Origin of the sequence: Breoghania sp., from assembly GCF_963674635.1 — a bacterium.
Classification (GTDB): domain Bacteria; phylum Pseudomonadota; class Alphaproteobacteria; order Rhizobiales; family Stappiaceae; genus Breoghania.
This window is the reverse complement of the sequence record NZ_OY771475.1, coordinates 3,104,469-3,125,277: the sequence shown is the minus strand read 5'-3', so window position 1 is coordinate 3,125,277 and position 20,809 is coordinate 3,104,469. Positions and strand designations below refer to the sequence as shown.

18 protein-coding genes are annotated in these 20,809 nt (G+C 64.1%); 9 read left to right on the top strand and 9 right to left on the bottom strand.

What is annotated here, in order from left to right:
- Positions 1-2: 2 nt before the first annotated feature.
- From ABGM93_RS13595 to ABGM93_RS13570, 6 genes are all read right to left on the bottom strand, one after another.
- Positions 3-1,643: an ABC transporter ATP-binding protein gene (locus tag ABGM93_RS13595; RefSeq protein WP_321505896.1), complete on the bottom strand. Its 1,641-nt coding sequence runs from the start codon at positions 1,641-1,643 to the stop codon at positions 3-5.
- Between the two features lie 13 nt (positions 1,644-1,656).
- Positions 1,657-2,817, bottom strand: a complete 1,161-nt coding sequence (locus tag ABGM93_RS13590; protein ID WP_319774850.1) for an ABC transporter permease — start codon at positions 2,815-2,817, stop codon at positions 1,657-1,659.
- A gap of 3 nt (positions 2,818-2,820) precedes the next feature.
- Positions 2,821-3,930: a microcin C ABC transporter permease YejB gene (locus ABGM93_RS13585; RefSeq protein ID WP_321500267.1), complete on the bottom strand. Its 1,110-nt coding sequence runs from the start codon at positions 3,928-3,930 to the stop codon at positions 2,821-2,823.
- Positions 3,931-4,014: 84 nt separating this feature from the next.
- Entirely contained in the window at positions 4,015-5,910 is a 1,896-nt protein-coding gene (locus tag ABGM93_RS13580; RefSeq protein ID WP_321500265.1) for an extracellular solute-binding protein, read from the bottom strand.
- On the bottom strand, positions 5,907-7,796 hold the full coding sequence (locus ABGM93_RS13575) for an extracellular solute-binding protein (RefSeq protein WP_321500263.1): 1,890 nt from the start codon (positions 7,794-7,796) through the stop codon (positions 5,907-5,909). Before ABGM93_RS13575 ends, ABGM93_RS13580 begins: the two co-directional genes overlap by 4 nt.
- Before the next feature lie 243 nt (positions 7,797-8,039).
- Entirely contained in the window at positions 8,040-8,684 is a 645-nt protein-coding gene (locus ABGM93_RS13570) for a cytochrome c family protein (protein ID WP_321500261.1), read from the bottom strand.
- 362 nt (positions 8,685-9,046) lie between these two features.
- On the opposite strand from ABGM93_RS13570, the gene ABGM93_RS13565 reads away from it, so the two are divergent.
- From ABGM93_RS13565 to ABGM93_RS13545, 5 genes are all read left to right on the top strand, one after another.
- Entirely contained in the window at positions 9,047-9,826 is a 780-nt protein-coding gene (locus tag ABGM93_RS13565) for a 3-deoxy-manno-octulosonate cytidylyltransferase (RefSeq protein WP_321500259.1), read from the top strand.
- Between the two features lie 41 nt (positions 9,827-9,867).
- Entirely contained in the window at positions 9,868-10,758 is an 891-nt protein-coding gene (locus ABGM93_RS13560) for a prephenate dehydratase (protein WP_321500257.1), read from the top strand.
- A 125-nt stretch (positions 10,759-10,883) separates the two neighbouring features.
- Entirely contained in the window at positions 10,884-11,885 is a 1,002-nt protein-coding gene (locus ABGM93_RS13555) for an adenosine kinase (RefSeq protein ID WP_321500255.1), read from the top strand.
- A gap of 110 nt (positions 11,886-11,995) precedes the next feature.
- Positions 11,996-12,961, top strand: a complete 966-nt coding sequence (gene nudC / locus ABGM93_RS13550; RefSeq protein WP_321500253.1) for an NAD(+) diphosphatase — start codon at positions 11,996-11,998, stop codon at positions 12,959-12,961.
- 182 nt (positions 12,962-13,143) lie between these two features.
- Entirely contained in the window at positions 13,144-14,208 is a 1,065-nt protein-coding gene (locus tag ABGM93_RS13545; RefSeq protein WP_321500251.1) for an Ldh family oxidoreductase, read from the top strand.
- A 103-nt stretch (positions 14,209-14,311) separates the two neighbouring features.
- Here ABGM93_RS13545 and hemW read toward each other — a convergent pair whose 3' ends face one another.
- From hemW to rph, 3 genes are read right to left on the bottom strand one after another with little or no spacing between them, the layout of a single operon-like run.
- Positions 14,312-15,466: a radical SAM family heme chaperone HemW gene (gene hemW / locus ABGM93_RS13540; protein ID WP_321500249.1), complete on the bottom strand. Its 1,155-nt coding sequence runs from the start codon at positions 15,464-15,466 to the stop codon at positions 14,312-14,314.
- The gene (gene rdgB, locus ABGM93_RS13535) at positions 15,463-16,116 is read right to left on the bottom strand and encodes an RdgB/HAM1 family non-canonical purine NTP pyrophosphatase (RefSeq protein WP_321500247.1); all 654 of its coding nucleotides are present in this window, start codon (positions 16,114-16,116) and stop codon (positions 15,463-15,465) included. Before rdgB ends, hemW begins: the two co-directional genes overlap by 4 nt.
- Before the next feature lie 10 nt (positions 16,117-16,126).
- Positions 16,127-16,840 carry a ribonuclease PH gene (rph, locus tag ABGM93_RS13530; protein WP_319774861.1) on the bottom strand — a complete coding sequence of 238 codons (714 nt, stop codon included), beginning with the start codon at positions 16,838-16,840 and terminating at the stop codon, positions 16,127-16,129.
- Positions 16,841-17,064: 224 nt separating this feature from the next.
- Between rph and hrcA the strand changes: the two genes are divergently transcribed.
- The 4 genes from hrcA to ABGM93_RS13510 all read left to right on the top strand — a co-directional run bounded on the left by hrcA (position 17,065) and on the right by ABGM93_RS13510 (position 20,783).
- Positions 17,065-18,156, top strand: a complete 1,092-nt coding sequence (gene hrcA, locus ABGM93_RS13525) for a heat-inducible transcriptional repressor HrcA (protein WP_319774862.1) — start codon at positions 17,065-17,067, stop codon at positions 18,154-18,156.
- Between the two features lie 8 nt (positions 18,157-18,164).
- Entirely contained in the window at positions 18,165-18,983 is an 819-nt protein-coding gene (locus ABGM93_RS13520) for a molybdopterin-synthase adenylyltransferase MoeB (protein WP_321500242.1), read from the top strand.
- Positions 18,984-19,065: 82 nt separating this feature from the next.
- Positions 19,066-19,599, top strand: a complete 534-nt coding sequence (locus ABGM93_RS13515; protein WP_321500240.1) for a MarR family transcriptional regulator — start codon at positions 19,066-19,068, stop codon at positions 19,597-19,599.
- Between the two features lie 224 nt (positions 19,600-19,823).
- Positions 19,824-20,783: a DMT family transporter gene (locus tag ABGM93_RS13510; RefSeq protein ID WP_321500238.1), complete on the top strand. Its 960-nt coding sequence runs from the start codon at positions 19,824-19,826 to the stop codon at positions 20,781-20,783.
- The last annotated feature ends 26 nt before the right edge of the window (positions 20,784-20,809 follow it).

The following is a 20,809-nucleotide window of genomic DNA, read 5'->3' as shown; positions in this document are numbered from 1 at the left end:
CGCTAGTCCGCGACCACGCCGTCCGGCGCTGTCTCGATGCGGAAGGCGGCCGCCATCAGCGCGCGGGTGTAGTCGGTCTGCGGATGGTCGAAGATCGCCTGCGCCGTACCCGCCTCCACCACCTTGCCCTCGCGCATGACGATCACGTCATTGGCGAGCGCGCGCACCACCTTCAGATCGTGGCTGATGAAGAGATAGGCGAGGTCGTGCTTCTTCTGCAGATTGCGCAAGAGATCGACGACCTGCGCCTGCACACTCATGTCGAGCGCGGAGGTCGGCTCGTCGAGCATCACGAATTTCGGCTCCAGCACCATGGCGCGGGCCACCGAGATGCGCTGGCGCTGCCCGCCGGAAAACTCGTGCGGATAGCGATGGCGTGAGGCGGCATCGAGGCCGACCTCCTCAAGCGCCTGACAGACCCGCCTGTCGCGCTCGCTCGCACTGATGCCGGGGAAGTGGACCAGCAGTCCCTCGCCCACGATATCGGCCACCGACATGCGCGGACTGAGCGAGCCGAAGGGATCCTGGAAGACGATCTGCATGTCGCGCCTCAGTGGACGCATCTCCTGCCACGACTTTTCCTGGATCTCCTTGCCGAGAAACGCGATGCGCCCCCTGGAGGAGATCATGCGCAACAAGGCCAGCCCCAGCGTGGTCTTGCCGGACCCGGATTCGCCCACGACCCCCAGCGTCTGTCCCTCGCGCACGGCGATGTCGATCCCGTCCACCGCCTTGATGTGGCCGACGGTCTTGCGCATCAGCCCGCGCCGGATCGGGAACCACACCTTCAGATCATCCGCCTGCACGACCACCGGTCGGGTCGTGTCCCGCTCGGGCGGCGCGCCTTTCGGCTCGGCGGCGAGCAGATGCCGCGTATAGGGGTGTTCGGGCGTCTCGAAAATCCGCTCCGTCGGCCCCTGTTCCACGATCTCGCCCTCCGTCATCACGCAGACCCGGTCGGAGATCTTGCGCACGATGCCCAGATCATGGGTGATGAACAGCAGCGCCATGCCGCGCTCTTCCTGAAGCTCCTTCAAAAGCTTCAGGATCTGCGCCTGCACGGTGACGTCGAGCGCGGTGGTCGGTTCGTCCGCGATCAGCAGGTCCGGTTCGTTGGCGAGCGCCATGGCGATCATCACGCGCTGGCGCTGGCCGCCGGAAAGCTGGTGCGGATAGCTCTTCAACCGGCTTTCCGGATTGCGGATGCCCACCTGATCGAGCAGCTCCAGCGTGCGCGCCCGGGCCTTGGTGTCGCTCATGCCACTATGCAGCTTGAGCACTTCCATGATCTGCCGTTCCACCTGATGCAGCGGATTGAGCGAGGTCATCGGCTCCTGGAAGATCATCGCCACCCGGTTGCCGCGAATGCCCCGCAACGTCTGGTCGGAGGCGGTGAGCAGGTCCTGCCCCTCGAACAGGATCTCACCGGAGGGGTGCGAAGCTGCCGGATAGCCGAGCAACTTCAGCACCGAAAGCGCGGTCACCGATTTGCCGGATCCGCTCTCGCCCACAAGCGCCAGCGTCTCGCCCGGCGCGATCTCGAACGACACGTTGCGCACCGCATGGGTGACAGTGCCGCCTTGCGCGAAATCGACGGAGAGATCCTTCACCTGAAGCAGCGGGGCCGGATGGTGGGGTGTCATGGTCATGGCTGCCTCACTTGAACGTCTTGCGCGGATCGAAGGCGTCACGCACCGCTTCACCGATGAAGATCAGCAGGCTCAGCATGAGCGAGATGGTGATGAACCCGGAAATGCCAAGCCACGGGGCCTGAAGGTTGTCCTTGCCCTGTTTCAAAAGCTCGCCCAGCGAGGGGGAGCCGGGGGGCAGGCCGAAGCCGAGGAAATCGAGCGACGTCAGCGTGGAGATCGAGCCGTTCAGGATGAAGGGCAGGAAGGTCAGCGTCGCCACCATGGCGTTGGGCAGAAGGTGGCGGAACATGATGGTGCGGTTGGAAACGCCGAGCGCGCGCGCCGCGTTCACATATTCGAAATTGCGCCCGCGCAGGAATTCCGCGCGCACGACACCCACCAGCGCCACCCAGGAGAAGGCCAGCAGGATCCCGCAAAGAACCCAGAAATTCGGCACCAGCACCGAGGAGATGATCAGGATCAGATAAAGCTGCGGCATGGAGGTCCAGATCTCGATCACCCGCTGGAAACCGAGATCGATCCAGCCGCCGTAATAGCCTTGCACGGCGCCGGCCGAGACGCCGATCACGGAGGACAGAAGCGTCAGCACCAGCCCGAAGAGGACCGACAGCCGGAAGCCGTAGATGAGCCGGGCCAGCACGTCGCGGCCCTGATCGTCCGTGCCCAGCCAGTTCCAGTTGCCGAGGGTGCAATTGGGGTCCGCCGCGCCTTGCGGATATTGCTGGCAGCGCGTTTCGGTGTCGAATTTCCAGGAGGGCGGCGCCGGTGCGGGCGTGGGAATGGCTGTGTTCACCGTGCCGTAGGCATAGCGGATCGGCGGCCAGAGCATCCAGCCATTGGCGTTGATCTCTTCCTGGATATAGGGATCGCGATAATCGGTCACCGCGAGGAACCCGCCGAATTTCTCCTCCGGGTAATCGATCAGAACCGGGCTCAGGATCTCGCCCTTGTAGGAAACGAGGATCGGCCGGTCATTGGCGATGACATTGGCAAAGAGCGACAGGATGAAGAGCGTGAGGAAGATCCACAGCGCCCAGAATCCGCGCCGGTTCGCCTTGAAGCTGGCAAGGCGGCGCTGGTTGAGCGGCGACAGCTGAAAGCGCGGCGGCGGCGCATCGGTCGCGGCGGCGGAGGCGTTCCTCGGGTCCTTGTTTTGCTGATCCATGGCTCAGACCTCCCGGCTTTCGAAATCGATGCGCGGATCGATCCACGTATAGGTGAGGTCGGAAATGAGCGTCACGAAGAGGCTCAGCAGCGAGAAGATGTAGAGCGTTGCGAAGACCACCGGATAGTCGCGGGTCAGCACCGCTTCATAGGACAGAAGCCCGATGCCGTTCAGCGAGAAGATCGTCTCGATGAGCAGCGAACCGGCGAAGAAGGACGTGATGAACGCGCCGGGAAAACCTGCGATCACGATCAGCATGGCATTGCGGAAAACGTGCCCGTAAAGCACCCGGCGCTCGGTCAGCCCCTTGGCGCGCGCGGTCACCACATATTGCTTGCGGATCTCGTCGAGGAAGGAATTCTTGGTCAGAAGCGTGGTGGTGGCGAAGGCAGACAGCGCCATGGCGGTCAGGGGCAGCGCCAGATGCCAGAAATAATCCACGATCCGCGCACCCCAGGACAGGCTGTCCCAGTTGTCGGAGGTGAGCCCGCGAAGCGGAAAGATGTCCCAGTAGGAGCCGCCCGCAAACAGCACGATCAGCAGCACCGCGAAGAGAAAGCCCGGAATGGCGTAGCCGACAATGATGACGGCGGAGGTCCAGACATCGAAACGCGAGCCGTCCTTGACCGCCTTGCGCACCCCCAGCGGAATGGAGATGCCATAGGAAAGAAGGGTCATCCAAAGGCCAAGCGAAATGGAGACAGGGAGTTTTTCCTTGATCAGGTCGATGACCGAGATGTCGCGGAAATAGCTCTCGCCGAAATCGAATCTCGCATAGTTCCACAACATCTCGCCGAAACGGGTGAGGGGGGGCTTGTCGAAGCCGAACTGCTTTTCAAGACTGGCGATGAATTCCGGGTCGAGCCCCTGGGCGCCGCGATAGCCGGAATTGGCCGCTTCCCCGCCCCCGGCTGCTTGCGGCTGCTGGCCACCGAAATCGCCGCCGCCGCCGGAAATACGCGCTGTCGCGGAAACGTCGGTCCCCTGAAGCTTGGCGATGATCTGCTCCACCGGTCCGCCGGGGGCGAACTGGATGATGGCGAAATTGATCGCCATGATCCCGATGATGGTCGGGATCATCAGGAGCAGACGTCGAAGAATATAGGCGCCCATCGCGATGAATCTCGTCTGGTGCTCGGGTCCGGAACATGCGGACCCACGTTTCGTGAAAAGCCTGAGGCGGAACGTTCGGCGCGCTCAGTCCGATCTGCCGATTCGTTTTGCCTTTTCAGGGTCGTACCACCATGTGGTCTCGACCGGAAAATCATATGCCGGGATCGGTTCCGCATATCCGAATTGATCCCAATAGGCGACCGTGTGGGTCGACTTGAACCAGTTCGGCACCCAGTAGTGGCCCGCCCGCAGCACGCGGTCGAGCGCGCGCGCGGCGGTGGTCATCGCCTCGCGGCTCTCGGCATGAATCACCTTCTCGATCAGCGCATCGACGGCCGGGCTGGCAATGCCCGCGAGATTGGCGCTTCCCTCTGTCTTGGCCGCGCGACTGCCCCAGAACTGGCGAATGCCCTCGCCCGGCGTGGACGCCATCGCATAACGCCGCGCCGTCACGTCGAAATCGAACGTGTTGAGGCGTGCCTGAAATTGCGAGGAATCGACCTGCCGGAACTGCGCATCAATGCCGAGCAGCGCCAGCCTGTTGGCATAGGGCTGGATCACCCGCCCGAAAATCGGTCCATTGGCGAGAAACTCGATCGTCAGCGGCTCGCCGTCCGCCGAGACAAGCCTTTTGCCGTCCCGTATCCATCCGGCTTCCTTCAAAAGATCATGCGCCTTGCGCAACGCGGCGCGGTCGCGGCCCGACCCGTCGGTCTTCGGCGATACCCACACCTCCTCAAAGACCTCATCGGGAACCTGTCCGCGGAAAAGCTCAAGAAGGCGCAATTCGTCCGGCGAGGGTTTTCCCGTCGCCATCATGTCGGAGTTCTGGAAGTAGGATTGGGTTCGCTCATAGAGCCCATAGAACAGGTTTTCGTTGGTCCATTCGAAGTCGAAGGCGAGCCCGACGGCCTGGCGGGTCCGCGGATCGGAGAACTTCTTGCGCCGTGTGTTGAAGAACCAGCCCTGTGTGCCCGCAAGGCGATTGTCGGGGAAGGTCGCCCTGATGACACGTCCCTGGCGGATGGCAGGAAAATCGTAGCCCGTTGCCCATGTCTTGGAGGTGAATTCCTCGCGGAAGGTGATCTTGCCCTTCTTGAAGGCCTCGAACGCGATGTCGCGCTCGCGGAAGAACTCCAGGCGGAGCGTGTCGAAATTGAAGGCCCCGCGCGAGACCGGCAGGTCCTTTGCCCACCAGTCGGACACGCGCTCATATTCGATGGAACGCCCCGCATCGACCTCGCCCACCCGGTAAGGTCCGGAGCCAAGCGGCGGGGCCAGCGTCGACTGGGTGAAGTCGTTCACCGTGTAAAAGGCCTTGGAAAGGATCGGCAGGCCAGCCACGATCAGCGGAAGCTGGCGGCTATGTGTGCCTGAAAAGCGCACCTGGAGCGTGTGCGCGTCCACCGCGGCAGCGCTTTCCAGCTCGCGGATCGTCTGCGTGATCGCCGGATGGCCTTTTTCCTTCAGGAGCATCAGCGAGAAGGCGACGTCGTCCGCCGTCAGCGGCGATCCGTCATGAAACCGCGCTTCTGGCCGCAGCCGGAAGGTATAGACATTGCGGTCCTCGGAGATGGCGACGCTTTCCGCCACCAGCCCGTACATGGCGTCCGGCTCGTCGAGCGCGCGCACCATCAGCGTGTCGAAACACAGCTCCATGCGCGGCGGGGCGTTTCCCTTCAAAATGAAGGTGTTGAGCGTGTCGAAGGTCAGCGGGTTCTGGTTATAGGCCCAGGACGGCGCATTGAACACCATCCTGCCGCCTTTCGGCGCGTCCGGATCGAGATAGTCGAAATGGCTGAAGTCGGGTCCGTATTTCAGATCGCCGAAGACAGACAAGCCATGTCGCGGTCCGGTATCGGTGTCGGCAGCAGCCCCGGGTGCGGTCTGTGCGAGCGCCTTCGGCAGGCGCAGCAGCGGGCTGAGGGCTGCGCCGGCCCCCCAGGCCAGCACGTCACGTCGGTTGACGCCGCCGCTCATGGCTGCTCCCCCGTCTTGGCGGCCTTCGCCGCGTCCCACCACCAGATCTGGGGAAAGCCGTGGGTGTATTGGGGCATGTTCTGCGGATGCGAGAACCGGTCCCAGCGCGCCGTGCGGAAGAGATCGACATACCACTGCGGCACCACATAATAATGGGCGAGCAGCACCCGGTCGAGCGCCTTGGTGGCGGCGATCAGGTCCTCGCGGGTATCTGCGAAGATCACCTTGTCGATCAGCGCATCGACGCCCTTGTCACGAATGCCGGCATAGTTGCGAGACTGATTGCGTCCGGCAGCTTCCGAGCCCCAGAAGTCGCGCTGTTCGTTGCCGGGAGAGAGCGATTGGCCCCAGGCCAGCGTCGTCATCTCGAAATCGCGGTTGCGGATACGGTTGATATATTGCGGCGTGTCCAGAACCCGGAAGGACATCTCGATGCCGATGCGCTTGAGGTTGTTGGCAAACGGCAGGACGAAACGTTCAGAATTCGGATCGTGGTCGATGAAGTCGATGGTCAGCGGCTCGCCCGTTTTCAGGTTCACCATCTGGCGGCCCTTCAGGCCGTAGCCCGCTTCCTTTAGAAGGTTCACCGCCTTTTTCAGGTTGGCGCGCATGGCGCCGGTGCTGCCGCCCACGGGGTTTTCGTAAGGCGTGGTGAACACGGAGGCCGGGACCAGGTCGCGCACGGATTCCAGGATTTCCAGTTCCTTGCCCTGCGGCAAGCCGGAGGAAGCGAGCTCCGTGCCCGCGAAGTAGCTCGCGATGCGCTTGTACTGGCCATAAAAGGTGGTGCGATTGACGGTCTCGAAATCGAAGGCGTAATTCAGCGCCTCGCGCACACGCTCATCGGAGAACTTCGGCAACCGCAGGTTCATGACGAAGGCCTGCATCCGCCCGACCGCCTTGTCCGGGAAGGTCTCCAGAATCACCTTGCCTTCGGAGCGAGCCGGGAAATCGTAGCCCGTCGCCCAATTCTTGGCGCTGTTCTCGGAGCGGAAATCATACTGGTCGCCCTTGAAGGCCTCCAGAACCACGGTGGAATCGCGATAGGAATCGTAGCGGATCGTGTCGAAATTGTTGGTGCCCTTGCGCACCGGAAGGTCGGCCGCCCAGTAGTCCTTCACCCGCTCATAGGTGATGGAGCGGTTAACATCGAAGGAGGCGATCCGGTAAGGGCCGGAGCCGAGCGGCGGTTCCAGTGTGCCCTTTGAAATGTCGCGTTTCTCGCCCTTGTCGTTCGTGCCCTCCCACCAGTGTTTCGGCAGGATCGGGAGTTGACCCATGATGTGGGGCAGCTCGCGGTTGTTCTTCACATCGAAGGAAAAGCGCACCACGTCGTCGCCCGTCTTCTCCGCCTTGACCACGTTGCGATAGTAGAAACGCTGGGAAGGGTTGATCTCCACCAGCTTCTCGAAGCTCCAGATCACGTCATCCGCCGTGATCGGTTCCCCGTCATGCCAGCGCGCGGCCGGGTTAAGGCGGAATTCGACCCACGAATCATCTGCCGGATGGCGTGTGGCCTCCGCGATCAGCCCGTATTCGGCCGAAATGTTCAACTCGTCGAGCGAACTTTCCATCAGCTGATCGAGCGTGTTTCCGATGCCCGGCGCCGGGTTGCCGCGCGGCAGGATCGGGTTGAACGTGTCGAAACCGCCCTGCGAGGACAGCCGCACCGAGCCGCCCTTGGGGGCATCGGGGTTCACATAGTCGAAATGGTCGTCATCGGGGCCGTATTTCGGTGTTCCGGTCAGCGCGGTGGCGTATTGCCACTGCGGCTCCTCCTTGGCGGACATGTCGGATTGCGCCTGTCCCTGCGCCTGCGCGCCGAGGACGAGGGTGGGCGCGATTATGAGCGCGGCAATGAAAGAGCGGATGAACGGTCCAGACATCGAGCCTCGTCAGCTTTGAAGATGGTGCGTGGCGAACAACATGAACGACATACTAGGCCACGGTTCGCCAGATACCGCAAATTACGATCATTTCATCATTTGGCCGGGGGGTGGATATCGGCCCGGATGTGCCGGAGCGCGGGCGGCCTTGCCCCCGCATTCGCGAAGCCGCCCGTCCATGCCGGATACGAAAAAGCCGGGCGCGATGGCCCGGCTTTCGGATCTCTTGGTGCAAGGGCCGCGCTACTGGGCCGGGGCTTCCGCCGGGGCCGCTTCGGCAGGCGCGTCCGCCGGGGCTGCGTCCGCAGGCGCTTCCGCGCTTTCCGCGGCGGCTTCCGGTTCCGGCAGCGGCAGCGGGTTGTCGGACAGCGAGTGCAGGTAGACGATCAGGTTCGCGCGGTCATCCGGCTTGGAAAGGCCGGCAAAGGCCATGGCGGTGCCGGGAATGTGGTCCTTCGGCTTCGTGACGAATTCGTCCAGCTGCTCGTAGGTCCATTCCGGGTGCTCTTCGGCGAAGGCCAGCATGGCGTTGGAGTACTTGAAGCCTTCATGCGCGCCGGGCTTGCGGCCAACCACGTCCCACAGATTGGGGCCGACCTTGTTGGCGCCGCCATTGTCGAAGGTGTGGCAGGCCACGCACTTCTTGGTGACCTTTTCGCCCGCTCCGATATCGGCCTCGGCAAGCCGCACAGCAAGCGGAACCACCTTTTCCGCTTCGGCAGCCGCGCCTTCCGCTGCGCCATCCGCGGTGGCCACCGCAATCGGATAGCCCGGCGTTTCCGGCGCTTCATGGTCGAAGATGATGTCGGAGGACACTCCGAGCGCCATGAGGACGAGAAGGGCGAGCAAGACCGCACCGGCGATCTTGTTCAGCTCGAAGCTATTCATGTCGGCCATTCCTCCATTCGACCCGCTGCGGGCAAGCGACCGGAAGCAACCCTCCCCGGCGCTGTCAGCATTTTTGTCCAAAGTCGCCGGAAACTACAAACTTTTTGACGTCGCTGTCCATAGGTATAAAACATCGAGTTCCTGCGTTCCCGGTCAACGCGCCGATCCGCGTGCAAGCCTCCGGCTTTTGCCGCTCCGGCCCAATGCCCGTTACGCCCAGACGCCGGAGCGCCCGCCGCGGCCGCCCTCCTTTTCGGAAGCGGCCCCGGGGCTCCATGACCCTTGACCCCGATCGACGGGGAGCCGGCCTCCATGGCCGCCCTCCGGTCGATTTCCGGTGCCGACCCGGGAGCCTGTGCCTGATGCCCGCCTATTCTGACTCTTCAAACCGCCGCTCCCGCGTTCTTGTGGTCATTCCGGCGCGTATGGAATCGACCCGGCTTCCCGGCAAGCCGCTGGCCGATATCGACGGCAAGCCGATGATCGTGCAGGTTCTGGAGCGCGCCCGCGAGGCCGATATCGGCCCCGTGGTGGTCGCCGCCGACGATGCCCGCATCATCACCGTGGTGGAAGCCGCAGGCGGACGCGCCGTCATGACCCGCAAGGACCACGCCTCCGGCTCCGACCGGGTGCGCGAGGCGGTGCAGATCGCCGATCCCGATTGCGATCTCATCCTCAACCTGCAGGGCGACGTGCCGCTGATCGATCCGTTGTCCTTGCGGGCGGCGATCGACCCGCTCAAGGACAGAAACGTCGATATCGGAACGATCATGACCGAAATTCGCGACGAGGAAGGCCGCGTCGATCCCGGTTTCGTCAAGGCGGTCACCACGCCGCTGGGCGGAGATCGTCACCGCGCGCTCTATTTCACGCGCGCCACCGCGCCCTATGGCGACGGCCCGCTCTATCAGCATATCGGCGTCTATGCGTGGCGTCGCGCGGCGCTGGAAAAGTTCGTCGCCCTGCCCTCGTCGACGTTGGAAAAGCGCGAGAAGCTGGAGCAGCTTCGTGCGCTTGAAGCGGGCATGCGCATAGATGTGAGCCTCGTTCCGGCAACGCCGATGGATGTGAACACGCCCGTGGATCTTGAACGTGTGCGTGCCGCCTTCGCCAGGATGGCGCATGAAGCCGAAAAAGCCTGACCCGCAACCGTATCAAGACGTTTTCCAGGACCAAGCCGAGTATGTCGAATATGAAGAAGATCGTGTTTCAGGGCGAGCCGGGTGCGAATTCGCACATGGCGTGTCGCGATGTTTATCCCGATTACGAATCGGTGCCCTGCGCCACGTTCGAAGACTGCTTTCATGCGCTTGAGTCCGGCGAAGCCGAACTGGGCATGATCCCGGTTGAGAACTCGGTCGCCGGTCGCGTGGCCGATATCCACCATCTCCTGCCGCGTTCCAACCTGCATATCATCGGCGAATATTTCATGCCGATCCGCTTCCAGCTGATGGCGCCTCCCGGCGCCACCATCGAGGGGCTGACGAGCGTGCAGAGCCATATCATGGCGCTCGGCCAGTGCCGCAAGATGATCCGCCGCCTCGGCCTGAATGCGGTTGTCGGCGCGGATACCGCCGGTTCCGCCCGCCAGATCGCCGAGCGCGGTGACCTGACCGCCGCGGCGCTTGCCCCCGATCTCGCCGCGGAGGCCTATGGTCTTGAGATCCTCGCCCGCGACGTGGAGGATGCCGCGCACAACACCACGCGCTTCCTCATCCTGTCGCGCGAGGCGCTGAGTGCCGCCGACAATGGCCAGCCGGTCATCACCACCATGGTCTTCCGGGTGCGCAACGTGCCCGCCGCGCTCTACAAGGCGCTGGGCGGTTTCGCGACCAACAATGTCAACATGACCAAGCTGGAATCCTACCAGCTGGAGGGCCAGTTCTTCGCCTCCATGTTCTATGCCGATGTGGAAGGCCATCCGGACGAGCCGAATGTCGCGCTGGCGCTTGAGGAACTGAAATTCTTCTGCGCCGAATACAAGATGCTGGGCGTTTATCGCGCCAGCCCCTTCCGCGAGAAGATCAAAGAGCCGGAGGCGAACCGCGCCTTGCGGCCGACCCCCGGGATCTGAAGATCCGGCCTGTGATATCGGGTCCCTCCCGACAGGCCGACCCGGCGCGCGGATCCCGATCCGCGCGTCCAAAAAGACTGCCGACAAAACTTCGACTTTCCGAAATCGAACCAACGGACCTTTGAATGACCGATCTGACCTATGACGTTCTTGGCATCGGCAACGCCATTGCCGATGTCTTCGCCCATGTGGAGGACGATTTCCTCGTCAACGAGAAGCTGGTGAAGGGGTCCATGCGCCTCGTTGATACGCAGGAGGCGGAACGTCTCTACGGAAAGATGGGGTCGGCGGTGCGCATGTCCGGCGGCAGCGCGGGCAACACCATTGCGGGGCTCTCCTCGCTGGGCGGTGTCGCGGCCTATATCGGCAAGGTCGCCGACGATGAACTCGGCAAGGCCTATGCGCATGACATGCGTGGCATCGGGGCGCATTTCGACACCGCGCCGCTTGTCGGCGGCAATCCCACCGCGCGCTCCATGATCCTGATCACGCCGGATGGCGAGCGCACCATGAACACCTATCTGGGTGCTTGCACCGAGCTTGGGCCTGACGATATCGACGCCGATGTCGTGACCCGCTCCGCCATCACCTACATGGAAGGCTATCTGTGGGATCCCCCGGCTGCGAAGGAAGCCTTCCGCCGCGCCATGAAGCTTGCCCACGATGCGGACCGCAAGACCGCGCTGACGCTTTCCGACAGCTTCTGCGTCGACCGGTACCGCGAGGAATTTCGCGAGCTGATCCGCACCGGTGCCGTTGATATCGTGTTCGCCAACGAGCATGAGATCAAGGCGCTCTATGAGACCTCCGACATCCAGACCGCGGTCGATGCGGTGCGCCAGGACGCGAAGCTCGCCACCATCACGCTGTCGGAAAAGGGCGCGCTGACGGTCACCCGCGAAGAGAGCTTCCAGGTGCGCGCGAACCCGGTTGACGAAGTGGTGGACCTGACGGGCGCGGGCGATCTCTATGCCGCCGGTTTCCTGTTCGGTCTGGCGCGCAACTATCCGCTGGCGCGCTGCGCGGAACTGGGCTGCATGGCAGCGGCGGAAGTGATCGGGCATGTCGGCGCGCGGCCCGAGACCACCTTGAAGAACCTCGCGGCCCAGAACGGTTTCGACGTCTGAGCACGACTGCGAGGCCCGAAACGGTCTGAAATCACCTCAATGATTTGAAATCAAACCGGGGGCCTTCCTCTTTCAAAGGCCCCCGGTTGCCAACCGGAGCACCCGACCCGATGTCCGCCGACCGCCCACCCGCCTATTGCGACAATGCGCTTGATCGCGCCGCCGAGCGCCGCGACGATGTTGCTTGGCTGGCGGAGCAGAAAGCGCGCAAGGATGCGGTCTTCATCCTGCTGGCCGGGGACAGGCCGGTCGTCGCCATTGATGGCGAGGCGCTCAGGATCCGCCATGGCGCGGGGCTGGCGAAAAGCCTTGGCGCCTCTGAAGAGACCATGCTGCTCGGTCTTGAACGGGCCGAGGAGGGAACGCGCCCGGTCTTTTGTGCGCAGGTGTCCGCGGCGGTCGAAGAGATCGAGGCCGACATCGAGGCGGCGAGTTCATCCGCGCTGAAGCTCATAGATCTGCGCTCGCTGGCCATGCAGGGCACGTTGCCGGATGGCGATACCGGGCTTCTGGCGCAGGCCCGCTCGCTCTCCCACTGGCACGCAACCCATCGTTTCTGCTCGCGCTGCGGGCATGAAACCACCATGGCGCAGGCCGGGTATCGTCGCGATTGCCCCGCCTGTTCGGCCCCCCATTTTCCGCGCACCGACCCGGTCGTCATCATGCTGATCGCGGAAGGTGACATGGCGCTTCTGGGCCGCCCGCACCGGCTGGCGGAAGGCGTCTACACCACGCTTGCCGGGTTCATGGAGCCGGGCGAGACCATCGAGCAGGCGGTGCGGCGCGAGGTGAAGGAGGAAGCGGGTGTTGCGGTTGGTCCCGTGCGCCTCCTCGCCAACCAGCCCTGGCCCTTCCCCGCCTCCCTGATGCTGGGCTGCGAAGGCGAGGCGGCAAGCCGCGAGATCCGGCTCGGCGATGACGAACTGGAAGATTGCCGCTGGTTTGCGCGCGAAGAGGTTCGCCAGATGCTGGAAGGCCGCCATCCGGGCGGACTGAGGGTTCCTCCGCCCATTTCCATCGCCCACTGGCTTATCCGCCGCTGGGTCCATGATGGCGCGCCGTCGGCCACCGATTGATGCCGGGTTTGATCCCCGCCCTGTGCGCCCGGCGCCCAGTGTATCGGCGCGCGGCTGGAACGGCTTGTTCCGGCGGGCGCTCCTGCGCTAGATAGCACGCCTCACATATTCCGAGCCGGGCTGCGCTGTCGCGAGCGGTCGCGCGGGGCGCCGGGCGATGCAGATCCAGGACACATCCCCCGATGAGCCAGAACACTTCGCGCGTCACGCCTGAAGCCGCCACCCGCTATTGCGTTGACCTTTTGCTTCACGCGGGCCTGCCGGAGGCGGATGCGCACACGGTTGCGCGTTGTCTCGTCCATGCGGATCTGCGCGGCGTTCATACCCATGGCATCACGCGGATGCAGGTTTACATGGAGCGTCTTGCGGACGGCCTCATCAATCCGCGCCCGGACATGGTCGTCACGAAGCCGACCCCGGTTGCCGCCCATGTGGATGGCGACAATGCGCTCGGTTTCGTCAGCGCCACCCGCGCCATGGACGAGGCGATCGCCATGGCTGGCGAATTTGGCCTCGCGCTGGTCGCCGTCAACCATTCCAATCACTATGGCATGGCCGCGTCCTACATCATTCAGGCAGCCGAAGCGGGCTTCATGTCGTTTGCCTTCTCCAATGCGCCCTCCGCCATGCCCGCATGGGGCGGACGCGAGCCGCTCTTGGGCACCTCGCCGTTTGCCGCGGGTGCGCCAATCGGCGAAGGCGTCGCGCCTTTCGTTCTGGATTTCACCCCTGCAATCACCACCCGCGGCGCGCTGCGCCGGGCGGTCCATCTAGGCAAGCCGATCCCGGAAGGTCTCGCGCTCGACAAGGAAGGCCGCCCGACCACCGATCCCAAGGCCGCCTTCGAGGGCGTGGTGCTGCCCATGGGCGGGCCGAAGGGCTCCGGCCTCGCCATGCTGATGGATGTGATGGCGGGGGTCTTTTCCGGTGCGGGCCATGCCGGGGGCGTGGCGGACCTTTACGGCGGCACACGCCCGCAGGATGTGGGCCACATGTTCATGGTCATCCGTCCGGGTCTCTTCATGACCACGGAAGATTTCCTTGCCCGCATGGATGTCTTGAAAAAGGCCGTCCACGACTTGCCGCGCGCCGAAGGTTTCGACGAGGTGCTGATGCCGGGGGAACGTGGCGCGCGCACAGAGGCGCGCTACCGCTCCGAGGGCATTCCCTTCACCGAAGAGGACATCGCCTTCCTCAACAAGACGGCGGCCCAGTTCGGCACGTCGGACATCGAGCTTCAGGGCTGAGAAACAAAGGCTGGCTGGCGGCCCTCAGGCCGCCCCGGAGGTTGAACCAAAAAGCTGGCGTCCCTCAGGCCGCCCCGGAGGCTGAACAAAGAACTGGCGGCCCTCAGGCCGCCAGATCCGCCACCACTGCATCCAGCACGAAGAAACCGTCGCGGGTGGCGCGCACGCGCGATCCCTCCATCTTCTCCACCATGCCGTGGGAGATGAGATCATTGAGGCGGCGCGGGTCGAGGCGGCGGCCGGAAAGCTTCTCGTAGCGATCCAGATCGACACCCTCCACAAGCCGCAGGCCCATGATCAGGTATTCGTCGCCCTGCTCTTCCATGGTCAGGACCTGATCCTCGATCATGCCATGGCCGTGTTCTTCCACGCGGGCAAGCCATGTCTCGGGGTGAAGCTCGGTCGCGGTCGCCCGCTTGCCGTTGCCCCCCGTCAGACGGCCATGGGCCCCCGGTCCCACGCCCACATAGTCGCCATAGCGCCAGTAGACGAGGTTGTGGCGGCATTCCGCACCGGGAACCGCGTGGTTGGAAATCTCGTAGGCCGGCATGCCATGGGCTTCGCAGGTCGACAGCGTCACCTCATAGAGATCGGCGGCCGCATCCGGGTCCGGCGGCACGAGCTTGCCCGCCTCGTAGAGCTTGAAGAAGGGCGTGTCGTGCTCGATGGTGAGCTGGTAGAGCGACAGGTGATCGGCGGCGAGAGCGATGGCGCGTTCCAGCTCCGCGCTCCACGCCTCGGGCGTCTGTCCGGGGCGCGCATAGATCAGGTCGAAGGAAAGCCGCGGGAAAGTCTCGCGCGCCATCTCGATGGCCTTGAGCGCGGTGTCCACATCGTGCAGGCGGCCCAGAAAACGCAGATCCGCATCGTTGAGCGCCTGAACGCCGAGCGAGACCCGGTTGACGCCCGCCGCCCGGTAACCCCGGAAGCGTTCGGCCTCCACGCTGGAGGGATTGGCCTCCATGGAGATTTCCACGTCCGGCGCAATCGACCAGTTCTTCGCCACCGATCCGAGGATCGCTTCCACCGTTTCCGGCTTCATCAGCGAGGGCGTGCCGCCGCCGAAAAAGATGGAGGTGACCGTGCGGCCCTTGGTTTGCTGGGCAAACAGCGCAAGTTCGCTCGCAAAGGCGCGCGCAAAGCGCTCCTGATCGATCGCCTGATGGCGAACATGGGAATTGAAGTCGCAATAGGGGCACTTGGCCGCGCAGAACGGCCAATGGATATAGATGCCAAATCCCGGATCAACTTGCGTCATGAGGCGCGCGGGGGCTCCAGACAGGTGTCGGCGAAAAGCTTGAAGGCGCGGGCGCGATGCGACAGCGGATTGTTGTCGCCCGACGTCCAGCCGTGCTTTTCCTCCGCACTCATTTCACCGAATGTGCGCGCGTGGCCTTCCGGCTGGAAGGCGGGATCGTAGCCGAACCCCTGCTCGCCGCGCGGCGGCCACACCATCGTGCCCGCGATCTCGCCGCGAAAGGTCTCCACATGACCGTCGGGCCAGGCAAGGCACAGCGCGCAGACAAAGCGCGCGGTGCGGTCGTCATTGCCCTTGGCCGCGGCTTGCGTGAGTTTGTCTTCCACGTCGCGCATGGCCTTGGCGAAATCCTTGTCCGGCCCCGCCCAGCGGGCGGAATAGATGCCCGGATCGCCGCCCAGCGCATCGACGGAAAGCCCGGAATCGTCGGCCAGAGCCGGCAATCCGGACGCTTCGGCCGAAGCCCGTGCCTTCAGTTCGGAATTGGCTTCAAACGTCGTGCCCGTTTCCTCCGGCTCCGGCAGGCCCAGTTCGGAGGCGGAAACCACCTCCATCCCGAAGGGCTCCACCAGCGCGCGGATTTCCCTCAGCTTGCCCGCATTGTGGCTGGCAAGCACGAGGCGTCCGGGGCTGAGCGTACGGCGGGTCATTGAACAGGCCTCAAAGGATCGCCATCTTCTGAAGGTCGACCAGACGGCCGATGCCGCCCTGTGCGAGGCCCAGAAGCTGGTTGAATTCATCGACGGAGAAGGGCGAGCCTTCCGCCGTGCCCTGGATTTCGACGAGACCGCCGGACCCGGTCATGACGAAATTGGCGTCCGTGTCCGCGTCGCTGTCCTCAAGGTAATCGAGGTCGAGCACCGGCGTGCCGGAATAGATGCCGCAGGAAATGGCGGCGACGTGGTCCTTCAGGACCGGCTTGGTGATCATGTCGCGCGCGCGCATCCACTCGATGCAGTCGTTGAGCGCGACCCATGCCCCGGTGATGGAGGCCGTGCGCGTGCCGCCATCGGCCTGGATGACGTCGCAATCAACGGAGATCTGGCGCTCGCCGAGGGCTTCCAGATCGACAACGGCGCGCAGCGAGCGGCCGATGAGACGCTGGATTTCCTGCGTGCGGCCGGACTGCTTGCCGGCAGAGGCCTCGCGGCGCATGCGCTCGCCGGTGGCGCGCGGCAGCATGCCGTATTCGGCGGTCACCCAGCCGCGGTTCTGGCCGCGCAGCCAGGGCGGAACGCGCTCTTCGAGGCTCGCCGTGCACAGCACGTGCGTGTCGCCGAATTTGACCAGGCACGAGCCTTCAGCGTGCTTGGAGACACGGCGTTCGAGGGTCACCGGCCGCAACTCGTCGGCAGCGCGTTTGGAAGGTCGCATGAATGGTCTCCGTCTGGGCCCGCGCCGATCTTCGGCATTCGTGGTCGGTCACGTCTGGCATCTGGCGACAGGCGGCGTCCGGTCGACGGCCTGTCCAACAGGCAGCCTTGTAGCCGCGCGAGACGAGGCGCGTAAAGGGCTCTTGCCCACTTGTCGGTGTTTGGGCCTAAATATCCTTGAACCGGCAAAGGCTGGAACAGGATCGATTCGAACCGGAACGAAGAATGCAGGACGTGAACAAGCCTTCCATCGCGATCTCGAGCCTCGGCGGAAGCCTGCGCGATCTGGATGACCGCTCGCGCGAGATCTTCCGCTCCATCGTGGAATCCTATCTTGAAACGGGCGAGCCGGTGGGCTCGCGCAACGTCTCGCGCCTGTTGCCGATCAACCTGTCGGCGGCCTCGGTGCGCAATGTCATGTCGGACCTGGAGCATCTGGGCCTGATCTTTGCCCCCCACACCTCCGCCGGGCGCCTGCCCACCGAACTGGGCCTGCGCTTCTTCGTCGATGCGCTTCTGGAAGTGGGCGACGTGACGCGCGACGAGCGCGAGGCGATCGAGGCGCGGGTCAAGGCGTCGGGCGACATGCGCGGCGTGGAACAGGTGCTCACCGAGGCGAGCCAGATGCTCTCCGGCCTGTCCCATGGCGCGGGCGTGGTGCTGACCCACAAGTCCGACACCCGCATGAAGCACATCGAATTCGTCCGCCTTGAACCGACCAAGGCACTGGTCGTGCTGGTGGCGGAGGATGGCACGGTCGAAAACCGCATCATCGATCTGCCCGACGGGCTTCCGGCTTCCGCGCTCATGGAGGCGTCCAATTATCTGAACGCCCATATTCGCGGTCGCACGCTGGCGGAATCGCGCCGCACCATGGAAAAGGCCAAGGAGGAAAGCCAGGCGGAGATCGACGAGCTGACCCGCAAGCTGGTCGATGCCGGGCTTGCCACATGGGCGGGCAGCGAAACGGGCAGCCGTGACACGCTGATCGTGCGCGGGCGCTCCAACCTGCTCGATGCCGCCGCTTCGGAAGACATGGAACGCATCCGCATGCTGTTCGATGATCTTGAGAGCAAGCGCGAGCTGATCCAGCTTCTGGGGGCCGCGGAGCGGGGCGACGGTGTGCGCATCTTCATCGGATCGGAAAACAAGCTCTTTTCCATGTCCGGCTCCTCGCTGATCGTCTCGCCCTACCGCGACAAGGAGCAGCGTATCGTCGGCGTGCTGGGTGTCATAGGACCGACCCGGGTGAACTACGCGCGGGTGATTCCCATGGTCGACTACACCGCCAGGGTGGTCTCCCGGCTGCTCGGATAGGACATGTCATGACAGGCACTTGTGAAAGGCCTGCCGGCGGCAAGCTGGCAGGCGAAGAGCTGGAACGCTATGCGCGTCACATTGTGCTGCGCGATGTCGGCGGGCCGGGGCAACAGCGCCTGAAGGCGGCGCGTGTACTGATCGTGGGCGCGGGCGGGCTCGGTGCGCCGCTGATCCAGTATCTGGCCGCCGCCGGTGTCGGCACCATCGGCGTCGTCGATGACGACACCGTTTCGCTGTCAAACCTTCAGCGCCAGATCATCCACGATACCGCAGCGGTGGGCATGCCCAAGGTGGAAAGCGCGCAAGCCTCCGTGGCCCGGCTCAATCCGCATGTGACGGTGGAGACGCACAACATACGCATCACGCCGGAAAATGCGGTGGAGCTGATTTCCGCCTATGACATCGTCGCCGACGGCTCGGACAATTTCGCCACCCGCTACGGCGTCTCGGATGCCTGTTTCCACGCGAAACGCACATTGGTGACGGCGGCCATCGGCCAGTTCGACGGCTCCCTCACCACGCTGAAACCGCATCTGACGGATGCGGATGGCAATCCCAACCCGACCTATCGCTGCCTGTTCCCGAACCAGCCGCCGGAGGGCCTTCTGCCCACCTGTGCGCAAGCCGGTGTTCTCGGCGCGCTTCCCGGCATCATCGGCACCATGCAGGCCATGGAAGTGATCAAGGAGATCGTCGGCTTCGGTGAAGATCTGGTGGGCCGTCTCGTTCTCTACGATGCGCGCTCCACGCGCATGGAGACGATCCGCTACAAGTGGTCGGCGAAAAACCCGCTCAATGGCGAGGGCGCGACCGGGGGCGCCTAGCTCCGCAAAACCTGCCTTGCGCGCCATGCCTTGACGTGATGCAGTCACGATACCTTCATGCACCGGTGCTAGGACGGTGGCCATGGCGTTCAACTACAAGAAGAGCATCACCTTTCGGCTGGCCCAGACAGCCAAGGCCTGCCGGGCCCGCTCCGGTGCGCATCTCTCGCGCATCGGGCTGCACCCGGGACAGGAAGCGGTGCTGAAGGTTCTGGCCGACAGCGACGGGCTGTCGATGAGCGAACTTGCCCTGTCGCTGGGCGTCCAGCCGCCCACCGTCACCAAGATGATCACCCGCATGTCGGCACAAGACCTGGTGGAACGCCGCGCCGCGGCAAATGACGGGCGTCTTGCCCGCGTCTATCTCACCGAAACCGGCCTTGCCCGCGTGGAGCTGATCGACCGGGCGTGGAAGCGGCTGGAAAAGGAAGCTCTGGCCGATTTCGACGACAAGGACCGCAAGCGTCTGCGCAAGCTCCTGCGCCTCCTGGAACGCAATCTTGCCGCCAGTGCCGCCCATGACGTGGCGCTCGATGCCGAGATCGATGCGGAAGACGCCGCTGTCTCGCGCGATGAGGCGACCGCACCCGAAGCCTTGGGCGAACCGGCCGAATAACGCCCCGTTTCCCCGCAAGACCGATGGCCACTTGCGGATCCCCCTTCGCAAAAGCTAACTTGATAACAATTACCATGCATCAGCCGCGTGTCTGGGCCGTCAAGTCATGCGGACGTGCCATGGCTCAGCGGCCTCGCGTGCTTTAGTCTTGCGCGCTCGCGACCCGAAAGCCCGACACAGGGCGACGGCGGGTCTGGGCCTTTCTCCAGCAATCACGGACCCACATGACGGGCGATACCCGAAAACCCGGCCGCGCGGCGGTCGATGTCGACAGGGCGCAGGATTTCACGCCGGAACAGATCAAGGCGCGCCTTGCTGGCATCCTGCTGATCGTCGTGACCGTTGCGTTCTTCTCCGTGCTCGACACCACGGCCAAATATCTGAGCCAGGAGTTGCCCACGCTTCAGGTCGTCTGGTTCCGCTTCACCAGCCATTTCGTGATGGCGATCTTCTTCTTCCGGGTCTGGAAGCGCCGCCACATCCTGCATACGAAGCGCCCGGTTCTGCAGGTCGTGCGTTCGCTGGGCCTGCTGGGCACCACGATCTTCAACTTCATGGCGCTGCGCTATCTCCAGCTTTCCGACACCGTCACCATCATGTTTGCCGGGCCCCTTCTGGTCACGGCGCTTGCCGGGCCGGTGCTGGGCGAATGGGCCGGGCGGCGGCGCTGGACGGCGATCGGCGTCGGTTTCCTTGGCGTGCTGATCGTCACGCGCCCCGGACTTGGCGGGCTGCATTGGGCGGTCAGCCTCTCTCTGGCGGCGATGATCTGCTACGCCGTTTATGCACTGACGACGCGCATCCTGACGGAAACGGACTCCGTCGATGGCATGTTGCTCATTTCCGGCGCCGTCGCATCCCTCGCCATGACCCCGGTCGTGGTCACGGTCTGGGAGACGCCGCAATCGCTTGGCACCTGGGCGCTTCTGTGTTCCACCGGCTTCTTCGGCGGTTTCGGCCACTGGCTTCTCACCAAGGCCCACGCCATCGTGCCCGCGCCGGTGCTCGCGCCTTTCTTCTACAGCCAGATCGTCTGGATGGTCGCTCTGGGCTACATCGTCTTTGGCGATGTTCCCGGCTTCACAACCATCCTCGGCGCGTCCGTCATTGTTGGGTCCGGCCTCTACCTCCTCTATCGCGAACGCCAGCTCAATCGCTCCTCCGCGCCCGTTCCAAAGGCTTGACAAGGGAGCTTTCCGGGCTTGCCCGC